This is a genomic window from Psychrobacter sp. H27 (assembly GCF_059072655.1).
This window is the reverse complement of record NZ_JCACRX010000001.1, coordinates 205,703-221,113: the sequence shown is the minus strand read 5'-3', so window position 1 is coordinate 221,113 and position 15,411 is coordinate 205,703. Positions and strand designations below refer to the sequence as shown.

Below are 15,411 nucleotides of genomic sequence, written 5' to 3'. Positions count from 1 at the left end.
AGCCAAATGAGTGACACGCCCTATCAAAAGGAGTTTGATATGAGCTTTCAAATTGAGAAAATCCATCATGTGGCTTATCGCTGCAAAGATGCCAAAGAAACGGTCGAGTGGTACCAAAAAAACCTCAACATGGATTTCATCTTGGCATTCGCAGAAGATCATGTGCCGTCAACCAAAGCCTTTGACCCTTATATGCATGTCTTTTTGAATGCTGGTAATGGCAACGTATTGGCGTTTTTTGAAGTACCTAACCAACCAGAAATGGGCTTTGATCCCAATACTCCAGACTGGGTACAGCACCTAGCGCTAAAGGTAAAAGACCGTGATGAGCTAATGGTTGCCAAAGAACATCTCGAGGCTGCAGGTATTGACGTCATTGGCGTAACCAATCACGGTATCTTTCACTCCATCTATTTCTTTGACCCAAATGGCCATCGTTTAGAGCTGACCTATGATGATCCGACCTCAGAAGATAAGGTCTCGATGATTACAGATGCCATCAAACAAGACATGTTAGATGAGTGGTCACGTACTAAACGCGCGCCAGCACATACGCAGTTTTTACACAGTGATGAGCTGGCCGAAGCACGCGACGTTGCACCCGTTGGTGAGTAGCACGCTATACTGTAGTGTTCTCAAAGCACTTTAGTATAGTGGCTACGCAATTTGATAGCGCTGTGCAATTGTCAATATCTGCTCAACCACATTGCTTTGCGTGCTTATCGGCAACTGCTCTGTGGTACCGATAATAGTAATGGCATACTCTATAGGTAGGTTGTCACTAGGCATCTTACTCTCAGTCGCGGACTGACTCTTAGTATGACTGGCAATCGTCGGCAGGATCACAGGAATGGTAATGGCGTTAATACCCATGAGCATATCACCCGTAACGGTCGCATAGCCCTGAGTACGTATCTTGGTTTGTAGATGGGTAAAGCGCTGCCATTTCTCTAGGCTATCGGCTGAGTTTTCATCCGCTTGCCATTCAGCCATGACCAGCGGCTGGATCACACTCTGAGGTTGATAGCTGGCAAACAGTTGCCCTGTGGCTGATGTCGTCAAGGGCATCCGTGAGCCGATACGCGTAATGATACTAATGGGACTATCAGGCTCAACGGACTGAATAATAATTGGGCCTTCGCTAAACCATTTAGCAATTTGTACACCGCAGTTTAGGGTGTCTTTGATTTCATTGGCGACCTGTGTGAGACGTGCCAAGATATTGTTTTGGCTCAGTCCAGTGTATCCCAATGCAGCCAATGCCTGCACTCTATCACCGAGCCCATAACGCCCATCCTCAAGCTTACACGCGTAGTTTTTGCGGATGAGACTGACCAAGTAACGATGCGATTTTGCTGGATGCATGTTCATGGTTTCAGCGATGTCTTTTAGCATCATAGGCTCATTGTGATCAATGAGCACATCAAGTATCGATAGCCCAATCTCAAGCGACTGCACCCCGCTCTGGTTTTTACTGATGCCTAGGTTATCTAAAGCGTTTTTGGCTGCTGGCATGATGGGCTCAATTATGTTTATTTGATTATATGCGTGATGGTTGTTTGCTGATGGACTACTTAGCCAACCAACAATGAGAGATAAGTTTCATCTACATAGAGTTTTTGTATGACCATTCTATAGTAGTCATTTTTTACAGTACATACTCGTCACGCACTCATTTGATATACCAATAACCTATCACAATAAGGACATAAATCATGATGACACTTTATGGCTATTTTCGTAGTGGCACCGCTTATCGTACTCGTATCGCCCTGAATCTAAAGGGTTTGGATTACGAGAATATCGCCATCAATCTAGCTCAAGATGAGCAATTAGAAGCAGCCTTTAAAGCTATTAACCCTCAAGGATTGGTGCCTGTCCTGCAAGCTGATGACTTACTATTATACCAAAGTCCAGCTATCTTGGAGTGGTTAGAGGACGTCTATCCTGAGCACGCGTTATTGCCTAATGACACTACTGGGCGTATGCACGTGCGGGCGCTTAGTGCGATGATTGGCTGCGATATTCATCCGATCAATAACCGCCGCATTTTACAGTATTTACGTAATGAGTTATCAGTAGATGAGGAAAAGGTGATTGCGTGGTGTAATCGCTGGATTACTGAAGGATTTACCGCTTTAGAGACACGCTTAGCAGCAGATAAAAATCGCGGAAACTACTGCTACGGTGATAGACCGACTCTCGCAGACTGCTATTTGATTCCACAGGTTTCCTCTGCCCGACGTTTTAAGGTAGACCTCACTGCGTATCCCAACATTGTGGCTATTGATACGCATTGCCAAACCATACAAGCCTTTATGGATGCCGCTCCTATGATGCAACCTGACGCACCAAAAAATTAAGAGATATCAAAAAGTTAAAACGGATAAAATCGTAGACACAATACAGCAAACAAGTGTATAGTTAAAACCAACTTAATAAGGACATTATTTCGTTAACTGGTAATTGCAAGTGAGACTCAATATCAACTGCCCCATCACTTAAAGCTTTTCTACAAGGATCCGTATGAAATATACTACCAAAGCGCTAATAGCCGCGATGACATTATGTATGAGTGCAAGCGCCTTTGCCTCCAGTCACCGCGAAGCCCCTTCCATCACCAAGACCCCAAAAGTCGACGCGTCTGACTTTTATATGTTCAATAGCTATGAGAATAATCGATCGGACTACGTGACGATTATTGCCAACTACCTGCCTCTACAAGATGCGTATGGCGGGCCCAACTACTTTGCTCTAGATCCAGATGCCCTTTATGAAATTCATATCGACAATAACGGCGATGCGGTCGAAGACATTACCTTTCAGTTTGATTTCACGCAAAACCTAAACAGTATTGAACTTGATACGGATAACGATCCATCAACAGCAAATGTCGCTATTCCTTTATCTAATGCGGGTGATGCTTCAAACTCTGCCAATGTACAAACCAGTGAAAGTTATAATGTCACGATGGTCAAAGGCGATCGCCGTAGTGGCTCGCGCACCTCACTAGGCAATTTTGATAAACCATTCGATTATATCGGTACTAAGTCTTTTAAAGAGATAGACTACCCTACATACGCGCGAAGTTTTATTAAACCATTAAACCTAGGTAGCTGTGGTACAGGTAAAGTATTCGTCGGTCAGCGCGCTGAAGGTTTTGCTATTGATTTAGGTAAAGTATTTGACTTAGTAAATCTAAACCCGTTAGACACGCGTACTTCCGGAACAAACATACTGGCGGACAAAAACGTCACCTCTATTGCGATGGAAGTACCCAAATCTTGTCTCGTCAATAGCACCGGTAACGACCCTGTGATTGGCGCTTGGACGACGGCTAGTGTCCGTCAAGCGACCCTAGTCAATCCATCTCCTGAATCTGGTATTAGCACAACTGCCAAAAAAGGCGGCGCCTGGACGCAAGTTTCCAGATTGGGTATGCCGCTCGTCAACGAAGTGGTCATTGGTCTAAAAGACAAAGACAAGTTTAATGCCTCAGAGCCAAAAGATGATGTAGATAATTTTGCCCCTTATGTATTTTATCCAACGCTGCCAAAATTGATTGAAATTTTGTATGGCGATGTCGGTGCAGTAGCGCCAACGAACTTCCCACGTCAGGATTTAGTCACGGCATTTTTGACGGGTATACCTACTGTCAACAAGCCTGCTAATGACAATCAAGTACCTGCAGATATGCTACGCTTGAATACCAATATCGCAGCTGTGGCGGCTGACAATCAAAATGACTTAGGCTTACTCAGTATTATTGATGCTCAAACCGATGGTCTCCCCAATGCTGGTGCAGATACTGCCGGATTCCCGAACGGTCGACGCCCTGGTGATGATGTCACTGATATTGCCTTGCGAGTATCGATGGGCGCACTCTGCCATTCTGGTTTAGATGCCAAGGTTATTCCCTGCGCCCCTACTGATGCCAAAGCTGGCAAAGGTCTGTTCACAGATGGCGCACTCAAAACTGCTAAAGGGTTTGATTCAGTCTTTCCATATCTGAAAACCCCAACCCCAGGTGCCCGAAGCTCTACCACAGATGACCAATAAGCTGAAATTCAACCAAGGAGAAATACTATGCGCTATGTAATGTTAGCCGTATTGATCACTGGATCAGCTGCGCTTGCTGGTTGTTTCAATGATAACGATAGTTCATCAAATATAGGGAAAAGTGACGTTGCAGTAGACCAGGCAAAAGCTGAGCTGGCTGCTAAAAGAACCTCTGATGTGATTGACGCTAGTAACCGTCCAGACACTGATGAGCCTCAGGATATCGATAGAATTATTCTTCCTGAAGCCAATTTGGCTGAGCCTGTTGCTGTCACAGACGCCAACGCTTCACTATAGTGTGATATGAGATTGTTCCAGCACCTAATCAGCCTACTGATTAGGTGTTTCTTTATATATTGAGCCAAGGTAATTTCTATGCATTGGATTAAGACACTTGTCAAATTACTGTTTTTAGTATTTGTCGGTAGCCAAGCGGTTTATGCTGCCCCATTTATTCCCACGGACGATCAACAAATTCTCGCCACTCTACCAGAAAACTCGCCGCCACCTCGCTACCTAAGCTCAGCTGACTTTGCCTCTGACAAACAAGAAAGCAACCTTAATCAGACCAGTCAATTGCTCGAGCGTGCTTATTTACAAGGTGACCCAAGGGCACTCGGGCAAGCACGTGCGCAATTAGACCAGAGTACAGACAACAGTATAGATGCTTTGATGCTACAGGCGCGAGCATTCCAATCGGATCACAAATTCGCTGAAGCAAAACAGACGTTGCAGCAAATACTAAATCAAGAACCCGCTCATCCAGATGCTCTGCTGACGCTTTCTTCATTACTGCTTGTACAAGGGCAATTTACAGAAGCGATGCGCTACTGTAAAAAACTTGACGATCCTGACCTGCGTGTCTATGAGCTGGCATGTGCCGCTCAGATACAAACCATGACAGGAGAGCTTGACACTGCAAAAACAACGCTCAATGGTCTAGCCACTATTGCACCTGGTCTGGACGCTTCGACAGCGCGCTGGGTGTATCTGATTCAAGCTGACGCTGCATTACGTAGCCACGATACAGTGCTTGCCACTCAAGTATTTGATGCGATAGATGATCAGACCGTACCTGCACTTATGGCGCGCGCTGATTGGCTACTCAGTATTGGTGAATACAAAAAAGTCCGTGAGCTGCTAAAGACGCATACCGAAAAAGATGCCCTGCTACTACGTCTGATTACTGCTCAAATGGCGCTCAATGACCCAAAAGCCAAGCAAAATTTAGCATTAATGAAAGAGCGCATTAACGTCTGGCAAATACGTCAAGAAGATGCCCATATGCGCGAACAGGCCACCTATGCGCTACTTGCCAATCAAGTGGACTCAGCCCTACAACTGGCAAAAGAAAATTGGCAACAGCAGCGCGAAACGGCAGACATCGTACTGTACGCTACCGCAGCGATAAAAGCTGACAGCCAAAAAGATATCGAACTGATACGCGAGTTTATGGCCGATACGCAGTTTGAATATCCTGCATTAGAGCGTGCTCTACGTGAGGGCAACATAAGCGATTGTCTACATTGCCAAGCTGCAAGTGAACGACAATCAAGCCTACAAGCGGCAAACGCTTCTGTTCACAATGACCACGTTCACGGCAACCAAGTTCACAGTAACCAAGTGAGTACCAAAGCGTATACATGGATACCAGTTGAGCCTAAGGATGAGACTTTATGACCATTCTTTGTAGACTTATTTGGCATCATACGTACCGCTATTTGACTGTATTACTGCTCATGCTGACCTGCACCCTAGCACAAGCGCATGAGTCTAGTACCGCCTACCTAAATCTCGCACTTGAGGATGCTGACAGCACGACTGATATTATATACGATGCTACCTATGAGCTATCACTACGCGATTTGGCATTATTAATAGATATCGATGCAAACTCTGATAATCAAGTGAGCTGGGCAGAAGTGACGTCACAGACGCCGCTCATAGAGCAGCTTATAACCTCTAAAGTAACATTGGCTCACGCAGCGCAAGCATGTCAAGTAGCACGTTTTGCACCATTAGCTGTCAACACTCGTGGCGGTTTTAATTACTTATATACTCGTTTTTCATTGAACTGTGATCAGCCAATCGATAGTCTTGATTATCAGATATTGGCAGGTATTGATGCCAATCATCGCTTAATATTGACACAAGCGAACACTGACACACCCTTGCAAGTACTGACGGTCGGACAAAGCCCATTGGGCACAGAAGCAGATTCTGGTTGGATGGCAATAGTAACAAACTTCCTAAAAAGTGGCATACACCATTTGCTAATCGGTTTGGACCATTTGCTGTTTTTGTTCATACTCCTCATTCCTGCCGTATACATACGTCAACAAAAACAGTTGGTAGCTGTCTCCAACCCAAAAGCGGCGTTAATCGAAGTTTTTTGGATCGCCACATCTTTTACGCTTGCCCACTCCATCACATTGAGCTTAGCAGCATTACAAATCGTTAGTATTCCTGCGCGCTTTATTGAGTCTGTCATCGCGCTGTCTATTGCGTTTGCTGCGCTAAATAATTTGGTACCGATGCTACGCGTTCGAGCTGTTTATTTGGCTTTCTTTTTTGGACTCATTCACGGTTTTGGTTTTGCCAATGTACTGGTCGATTTACCACTTGCCACAAGCGCACGCGTATTGGCGCTATTGAGCTTCAATATTGGTATCGAATTGGGACAGCTAGTATTTATCGCTGTGGTCTTTCCGATAGCACTATTACTACGTCACACGCAGTTCTATAAATGGGGTGTGTTTTATATAGGATCATTGATTGGTATTTTGGTGGCGCTATGGTGGTTTTTTGAGCGGGCCTTTTAGCGCTTCGCTCGCTCATAGACCAATGACATCGGTACGATAGCATCGACTGCTACGTCATTTTGTTGTATTGGATTGAGTTGCCCTGCTCTTACTTGGGTCGTTGCTATGGCATCGATGATAGGACTGCCCGACGATTCAAGTAACTGCACTTCGGTAATACTGCCCGCTGTGTCGACGTGTAGCTCAAGCATTACAATAAAGACGTCACCCAACTCCCTATCGACACTACGCCATACTAGCGATGGAATACTAGTAATAGGTTCCTGTCCCTCAATCCAGCTGCCATACTCTGCCAAAAAAACAGTCTCGTCAATTGCCTGACTAGCATCATTGTCTGATGCCGATCGATCCATAGTTTGTTCTTCAGCTTGAGCAGCAGCCAGCGCTAGCATTTTTCTGACCGTTTCGTTAGCTGCTTGTTCTTGCCACTGCGCCTGTTCGTTGCGTTTTCTATTGGCTCGTTTGGCTGCTGCCTGCTTCTGTACGGCTTGTTCCCTATTGTATTTCTCTGTCACAGCACGAATCATATAGGACAGATAATCCTCTTCTTCGGCTTCTGCTTGGTTTGCTTGCTTAGAGGTCTTCGCTACTTTTTTGGACTCTACTATCGTGAGGTTTGCTACCGATGATGATGTATCAGGCGGCATATTTTTTTTGGCTGATTCTTCTGATGACAGTATATTTTTGTTTTGTTGCTGTTGCTGTTGCTGTATATGATGTATGAAAGGTTCAGGTGTCGAGGATTTAGGCATAGAGGACTCAACCTCTAAAGTTTCAGTCTCAGAGGTTTCGGGTGTTTTTGCAACTGACAATGGCTGAGTAGGCGCTAGCGCTTCTGTTGATATGGTTTCAATAGGTTGTCGCTCTATTGAAGGCGACTGCATAGTAGGCGCATTAGGCTGTGCAGGCTTTGTCGTCGCTGTTTTAGGTTGCATGTCCGTACTGATTGACTCTTTGGGCTGTGGCGGTTTTTTGGGCTGTGAAGACAGTGTAATAAACTCCACCTCTATAGCATTGGCGCTGCTAGTGTCTGTCAGCGGTGGTGGACTGTCCATAGATACCATTGCCCACACCGTAACCCCGTGCAGTAAAATAACGAACACAGTGATCCAAGCAGTGATAGGACGGGCAAATGGGTTTGGTATCATCATAGCTAATAGAATACGCATTAAAAACAACCCTGTATATGGATTTGTTTGATGATTTGATAAATAAAAAAGCGTGCGAGATCTACTGCCCATTCTCTTGCATTTTCAATAAACTCAGCTGACAAGACGTAGCAGACTGAGCAAGAAACACCAATATAACAACCAATAACAGCTAATAGCAGAATCGTTATGCCATCGTTGGTTTAAACACCTATCCATCAGCCACAAAAAAAGCAAGATATCTAATATCTTGCTTTTTATAGGTTACTAAGCATCATAATCCGAAACCTTTTAGTCAAAATGGAAACCTGCACCCACTGCGCCGCCTACGTTGCCTTGGGTATCTGCTGTTCCGTTCACTTTGATAACCCAGCGACCATCGTTAGATAGCTTAGAGAAACCAATCGCTACGGCACTTTCTCCATTGTACGTACCGATACCGCCGCCGATCAGTGACTTACCTGAGATATAGGCTTGAGGTAGTGAAGACATGGCCATCGCAGCCGATATACCTGCATTGGCATCATCTTCTACTTCATCGATCTTATAGCCAAGATCGCTCATATTGCGACCTAGTCTACTATCGAGCGCACTCAGCTGACTATAGTTGACGGCATCTGTTGCCTCGACACCATCAGCGACTCCAGTCATGCGCTGATTGCCAGCATATAGACCTTGGGCTGTCATACTCGGTCCATCTTGCATACTGATACCATTACTATTAATAACTGTCGTCCCAGCTGTGACACTATCAACGCTGATATTACCATTCAGATCAAACTTAATGCTACTGCCCTCTGCTGTGGTGGTGATGTTACTGCCACCTGTGAAGCTTAGGACACTGCTGTCTCCGATTGATTTATTGATGTCATCGCCACTGTCTGCACCAAAGCTAAGTCCTGCATCGAGTCTATCTGTGTTGGTCTCAATGTTGGTAGTATTGGTTGTGATATTGCTGGTGTTATTAGCAATATTCGTCGTATTGGTGGCAATACTGGTCGAGTTAGTAGCTATACTTGTGGTATTCACTTGCACACTTTCGTTGATCTCAATCGTCCCTTGTCTAATAGAAGCAATGGCACCGTCTATATTGCTCTGACCTGTTCCACCGATATCGCTATTAGTGAAGGTGCCACTCTCAGCATTGTAGACAGTACCGCCGCCAATGATGCTACTGATACCAACTCCTTGGGTGTAGAGCTGGCTACCGTTGATCGCATCCTGACTGGTCGCTGAAACCTCACCATTTTGAACATTGGTGACTTTGTTATTAGCAGCATCAATACCACTTTTCGTGATGCTTGGACCATCAGTTATGGTCAGTCCATTATCACTGATGGTGGTATCACCAGTAGTGACACTGTCCAAGGTAATATCTGGATTTAGATCAAAACTGATGTCATTAGGATTGCCAGGTACAGCTGCTGCACGTAAACCTGTGCTAGCATCCAAGGTGGCCGTATCATTGACTAACGTTCTAGATACTTTGATATTACCATCTCTACTATTTAGGTCGATTGCATCTCCTTGTCTTACCTGAGTCGCAATATCACCTTGAGCGGTGATATCCCAACCTCGATCCAAGGCAATGGTCACTTCTCTCAATTGCCCAACGTTTACAGCATCAGAGTTTAGCTCTCCTCTACCAACATTGCTGATAGGGTTGCCGCCATTGTCCAGACCACGACTGCTGAGTGTGACCGTTCTGCCCAGACCACTATCAATGAAAGTAAAGCCTGCGTTATTCATGATGCTATTGCCTATTTGCACACTACCATCATTACCAAGATCTAACTGGTTGTTGAGCTGGACTGCAACACCAGTCGCAGAAGCAGTAGTGGTTATATTGCTATCACCTGTGACATTGATCGTATCGCCTAATGCAAACTGCTGATCGTTATCACTATTGCCATCACCAATCCTGATACCTTTGGCGATTTCATCATTGGTCATAGTGAGCTGTGCAAAGTTTACGGCATCAGTTGGTGCAATCCCCTTATCAACTTTAATGATTCTATTATTACCGTTATCAAGACCCTCGTTGCTTAAGGTAATGGTTTCGTTAGGACCATCAGTGATGGTCACACCTGCATTGTTAAGTACAGTGCTTTCCATTCTCACACTGCCGTTTCGACCAAGTCTCACATCTTCAGCCAACTTAACGTTTAGGTTACCATCTTCATCAGCGACCACACCGATGTTATTATCAGTTAGCGCTGTTGCACCTCCCTTAATCGTTAAGGTTTGTCCTAATTTACGATTGACAGTGACTTCGGTGTCATCTCCTGTGAAGTTCAGTCCCAAGTCAACTGTACTGTTGGTTGCATTTAACTGTCTAACATTGACAGCGTCCGTATCTTCATCACCATCGGCTACCTCAGTGATTCTGTTACCGCCATTACCCAGTCCTTCATTACTCAAACGAACTGTACTGTCAGTGAAACTGACACTAGTGAAGGTGACGTCATCTTTTGTAGCGACTCTAATACCACCATCCTCGGCACTCAGAACGATGTTGTCGCCTGTGAGGAAGTTAGCAGTATTGTCCGCTTGGTTCAGGGTTTTGACCTCGTCACCATCGATTTGGGTGACCACCGTTTGTAGCGCACTATCCGCTTTACCCAAACTGGCTTTACTGTCATCGCTCAAGTCAACGGCATAATCAGTGATGTTGGTCATCTCGTCTGTTTCACCCGCTGTGACGGTGACTGCAGCAGATCCAGCTGAAGCGCTGACGCCATTAGCATTGACGGTGTAGACATCTTGACCTGTATTGCTGTCAGTTGAAAAGTCCACACTGGCGACATTGGTGCCTTTCACCACTTTGGTTCTAGCAGCGCTCGATGCACGATTCACATCACCGATGTTTGCGGCATTGAACTCATCACCTACTCCGCTTGCGACGTTGGTGATTTGATTGCCACCATTATCCAGACCGGTATTGCTGAGCCTGACGGTGCTACCACCCAAGAAGCTCACACCACCTGTATTGAGTGAGGTATCTCCTGTGGTTACGCTGGTAAGGCCGGTTAAGTCTTTAGCTAGTTTGATATTTAGGGTATCACTACCATCAGCATTTACGCCAATATTATTGTCCGATAATGCCGTGGTTGCACCACCTTTTATCGTTAGCTTTTCACCGAGTTGACGGTTAACGGGCATACCCGTATCACCGTCGAAGTTCAGACCTTTTTTGACCGCAGTATTGATACCGTCGTTCAGATCATTCAATTGCTCTTGGGTAGCCGCCTGACCACCAGTGTAAGCAGTGTTTGGATCAAAAGTTGTGTTGGTCAAACCTGAGATAGTCCCTGCTATACCGTCGATTTGCACAGGATTAGCCATACCGATATTGATAACGTTGGCTAAGCCAAATTTGGCACCGTCTGCAGTCGCTGTCACGTCAATGTTGTCGTCAGTTGTCACCCCAATTGTCTGACCAAGGGCATAAGTTCTTTCTATACCATCAACGTTGAATTTGATGCCTTTAGCAACTTCTTTGTTTGTATCAAACAGCTGGCTGCCATTAATAGCATCTTTACTCGTCGCCGTGACATCACCATTATCCACATTCACAACTTTTTTGTGAGCCGCATCGACACCGCCACTTTTCGTGATACTCGGGCCATTGAACATACTTAGACCATCACTGGTCAACGTTGCCTTAGATAGTGGATTTGTACCTATTACTTTCACGCCAAGCCCGCTAACCGTTGTCACCCCGCCCATAGCTAGGCCACCTGTGACCATACCCAAGCGATTAACTTGAGTACCACCAAAGATATTACCTGTACTAACGCTACCGTTGTTGCCTAGATCAAGATTGTCATTAAGCTCGAACGAGACATCATTGCTGTTTGCGGTTTTAGATACAGTGATGTTGCTATTCTTACTATTGAAGTCTACTGAGTCGCCAGGCTCTACCGTACTTGCGGTAGTACTGTTACCTTGTGCACTAATGTCCCAGCCTCTACTGGCTGTTTCTGTGACACTGTTTAGCTGACTGAGGTTGACTGCGTCATCTAACTCAATAGCATCACCCACCTCAGTGATTCTGTTACCACCATTATTAAGACCGGTACTGCTCAGTCTGACGCTGCTGCCACCTAAGAAGCTCACACCACCTGTATTGAGTAAGGTGTCTCCTGTAGTGACGCTAGTGAAGTCAACTACAGCGGCTGTTGCAACTTCGATATCACCATTCTTATCGGTGAGAACGATGTTCTTACCGGCTAAGAAGTTGGCAGTATTGTCCGCTTGGTTCAGGGTTTTAACCTCGTTACCATCGATTTGGGTGACGACAGTTTGTAACGCGCTATCCGCTTTACCCAAACTGGCTTTACTGTCATCGCTTAAGTCAACGGCGTAGTCAGTCAAGTTATTGCCATCAGTAGTATTGCTTACTTTTACTGCTGACGATCCTTCTGATACTTTGGTACCATTAGCATTGACGGTGTAAACGTCTTGGCCTGTATTACTGTCAGTTGAAAAGTCCACACTGGCCACATTAGTGCCTTTGACCACTTTGGTTCTAGCAGCAGCAGATGAGCTGTTGAGCTGGCTGACATTGACGGCGTCATTTGGACTCTCACCATCGTCAACATTTACAATCTTTTTATTTCCGGCGTTGATACCACCAGACCTTGTTACGCTTGGGCCACCGATAATGGTTAAGCCATTCCCAGTTAAAGCAGTACTAGGAATACCCAATGGACCATTTACAAATACTCCTGCACCATTGACTGTCGTACTAGCTAGTACACTACCTGTTTTGACCCCTAAGCCATCTACCGTTGTACTAAAGTACGAGTTGCCTGTTGTCAGACCAGAGCGATCAAGTGTCGTAGTGCTACCAAATCCAAAGGGAACATTTGATCCCATTTCCACGCTACCGTTATTGCCTAGGTCTAGGTTGTTATTAAGCTCGAACGAGACACCATTACTGTTTGCGGTTTTGGAGACAGTGATGTTGCTATTCTTACTATTGAAGTCCACTGCGTCGCCAGGTTCTACCGTACTTGCGGTAGTACTGTTACCTTGTGCGCTAATGTCCCAGCCTTCATTTGCAATGTCTGCAACCGCTTTTAACTGAGATACATTCACTGCATCAGTGTCTGCTGAGCCACCTGCCACATTGATGATACGACGTTCGCTTCCAACAGCGCCCACTGAGACTGTGCCGTTATTGGCATCAGCAGCAACGTTGGTTAAAAATGAAGCACCACTTTGTACTGCAGCAATAGAGTTTTGACCTAAAGACACGCTGTTTAGAGCATTGGCACTAGAACCTTTACCTAGTGCAACGCCGCCTACAGCCTGAGCTTGCGCACCAAGACCAAGTGCAACGGTGTCTTGGGCAGTTGCTTTTGCTTCATAGCCTATTGCAACTGCACGACTTGCATTTCCATTTGTGGCTCGTTGACCTATCGCAACTGAATTAACACCTGCTTTTGCATCTTGACCACCCGCGAAGCCATTGAATGAAGATCGTGCACCTTCACCAATGACGGTCGCATTTCCTTTTCCAAACGCATTTTCTCCAATAACGGTTGAGCTACTACCGTCTGCATTGGCATTAGAGCCAACGGCCAGAGCATCAGTACCTGTTACTGATGTGGTGTATGGCTGTGCATTGCTAGAGCGGATAGGAAAATCAATGTCAGCAACGACAGCATCTAACGCTTTTAGCTGAGATACGTTCACTGCATCACTGTCTTGACTACCTGCTGCAACATTTACAATCTGACGAGTGCCGTTGGCACTACCGATCGAGACTGCACCAGAATTTGCATTACTTTTAGTGTTTTTGATTGCCATCGTATCTGCTGTACTTACGCCTGTTGGGATGTAACCTACCACACCGCCTGCAACATTAGCCACTGAACCTGCACCTAGTGCGACTGCTCCTTTTTCGCTTGCTGAGGCGCCGATACCAAAGGCAGAAGACGCAACACCAGATGAAGAGGACTGTACGCCAACAGCGGTAGATAGTGCACCTTCAGATAACGACTTTGCCCCAATAGCTATAGAGGCGGCACCACCTGACTCGGTGTTTACCTTATAGCGCGGCGTCTCAACCAAATCACGTCCTGTATAGGAGAAGAAAGTAGTATTGACATCGCCGCCATTGATTGTGGATACTGAGGTCCCATCGATATTGGCTTTTGAGGCATCATCTAGATCATCGCCGCCAATGGCGATAGAAGAATGCCCTGTTGACACGACGTTTGCACCGATGGCGATAGACTGTTGTCCACTCGCTACGGTGTTCTGACCGCTTTGACCGCTACCAATAGCAATAGCTTGCCCGCCAGTAGCACTAGCATTACCACCCATTGCCATAGCATTGGGTCCGGTTGCGCCATCGTTATTGGCATTGCCAGAGGCAGTTGAATTGACACTATAGTACTTGGTTTTGTGAGCGGCGACGGTATTGGTTAAACTATGCAGTTGTGAGCCATTGACCGCCTCTTTACTACTAGCACTAACCAGCCCATTATCTACATTGGTTATTTTCTTATTACCAGCATTGATACCAGTGGATGAAATAACAATACCGCTGTTAAAGGTAGTACTTTCCAAACCCGTCAAATCTTCTGCTAGTTTAACGGTCAAAGTATCACCTATACCAAAGACCCCGATGTTGCCATTCGTTAGCGCTCCTGTTGCACCGCCCAAAATATTGAGCGTCTCACCATTACTGCGTGTAATAGTTGTAGCATTATCGCCTTCAAATTTTAGTGCTATTGAACTTCCGGGGTTGCCTTGACCTGAATTGTTATGGCTGTTGTTACCAGCGGTGTGGCTATGGACACCATGACTACCATGACTGTGACTATAGTTACCATTATGGTGATTTTCTGTGCCTACAGCGCTTGCCTGCATGCCGAATCCAGCCGTTATGAGCCCAAGTGCTATGGCACTCAGGCGTAGTGTATTGATAGTAGATGAACGAGATGTCGTGCTGATGGTTGTGTTAGCACTGACACTAGATTTGGAAGATTTGCCATGCCCTTTTGCATACTCACCGACTGCGGTAAAGCAATTTAGGGCTTCATTCCAGATGACTTTATAGATGCGGTTCATGATATGTACTCCCTTACAGATTTGTCAGATTTAAAAAATCAGAGATAAAATCCATCTTGCAAGAGAGTCGATATGACAAAATAAGACGAGTTATGTGTGCGGTAGTAAAGCCTTTTTAAGTATTACTGATATTAAGGTTTAAGAAGTAAGACGTTTCGTTTTGTAAGTTATGTATCACTCTCTTATATATTAGTATTACCGAATATATAGAGAGAGACAATACCGTTCGTCCGTTATTTAATACCGTTTGTCTTTTATATTCATATTAGTGAATATAACAGACTTTTATTATTGAG

9 protein-coding genes are annotated in these 15,411 nt (G+C 45.4%); 6 read left to right on the top strand and 3 right to left on the bottom strand.

The features are described from left to right. Positions 1–39 precede the first annotated feature (39 nt). Positions 40–615: a VOC family protein gene (locus AC5JPY_RS00865; protein WP_493851774.1), complete on the top strand. Its 576-nt coding sequence runs from the start codon at positions 40–42 to the stop codon at positions 613–615. Positions 616–657: 42 nt separating this feature from the next. Here AC5JPY_RS00865 and AC5JPY_RS00860 read toward each other — a convergent pair whose 3' ends face one another. Then, a complete protein-coding gene (locus AC5JPY_RS00860; RefSeq protein ID WP_493851773.1) occupies positions 658–1,515 on the bottom strand; it encodes an IclR family transcriptional regulator in 858 nt (285 codons plus the stop codon). Positions 1,516–1,718: 203 nt separating this feature from the next. On the opposite strand from AC5JPY_RS00860, the gene maiA reads away from it, so the two are divergent. The 5 genes from maiA (at position 1,719) to AC5JPY_RS00835 (ending at position 6,881) form a co-directional block, all read left to right on the top strand. Beyond that, positions 1,719–2,363, top strand: coding sequence for a maleylacetoacetate isomerase (gene maiA / locus AC5JPY_RS00855; RefSeq protein ID WP_493852710.1), 645 nt, complete (start codon positions 1,719–1,721; stop codon positions 2,361–2,363). Between the two features lie 163 nt (positions 2,364–2,526). After that, on the top strand, positions 2,527–4,059 hold the full coding sequence (locus AC5JPY_RS00850; protein ID WP_493851772.1) for a DUF4331 domain-containing protein: 1,533 nt from the start codon (positions 2,527–2,529) through the stop codon (positions 4,057–4,059). 27 nt (positions 4,060–4,086) lie between these two features. Next, a complete protein-coding gene (locus AC5JPY_RS00845; RefSeq protein ID WP_493851771.1) occupies positions 4,087–4,356 on the top strand; it encodes a hypothetical protein in 270 nt (89 codons plus the stop codon). 78 nt (positions 4,357–4,434) lie between these two features. Beyond that, positions 4,435–5,739 carry a tetratricopeptide repeat protein gene (locus tag AC5JPY_RS00840; RefSeq protein ID WP_493851770.1) on the top strand — a complete coding sequence of 435 codons (1,305 nt, stop codon included), beginning with the start codon at positions 4,435–4,437 and terminating at the stop codon, positions 5,737–5,739. After that, positions 5,736–6,881, top strand: a complete 1,146-nt coding sequence (locus AC5JPY_RS00835; RefSeq protein ID WP_493851769.1) for a HupE/UreJ family protein — start codon at positions 5,736–5,738, stop codon at positions 6,879–6,881. The genes AC5JPY_RS00840 and AC5JPY_RS00835 overlap by 4 nt, the downstream gene beginning before the upstream one ends. Here the strand turns inward: AC5JPY_RS00835 and AC5JPY_RS00830 are convergent. Beyond that, on the bottom strand, positions 6,878–8,050 hold the full coding sequence (locus AC5JPY_RS00830) for a TonB family protein (protein WP_493851768.1): 1,173 nt from the start codon (positions 8,048–8,050) through the stop codon (positions 6,878–6,880). The two genes, AC5JPY_RS00835 and AC5JPY_RS00830, sit on opposite strands and share 4 nt — an antisense overlap. A 270-nt stretch (positions 8,051–8,320) precedes the next feature. Continuing rightward, entirely contained in the window at positions 8,321–15,115 is a 6,795-nt protein-coding gene (locus tag AC5JPY_RS00825; RefSeq protein ID WP_493851767.1) for an ESPR-type extended signal peptide-containing protein, read from the bottom strand. Positions 15,116–15,411 lie beyond the last annotated feature (296 nt).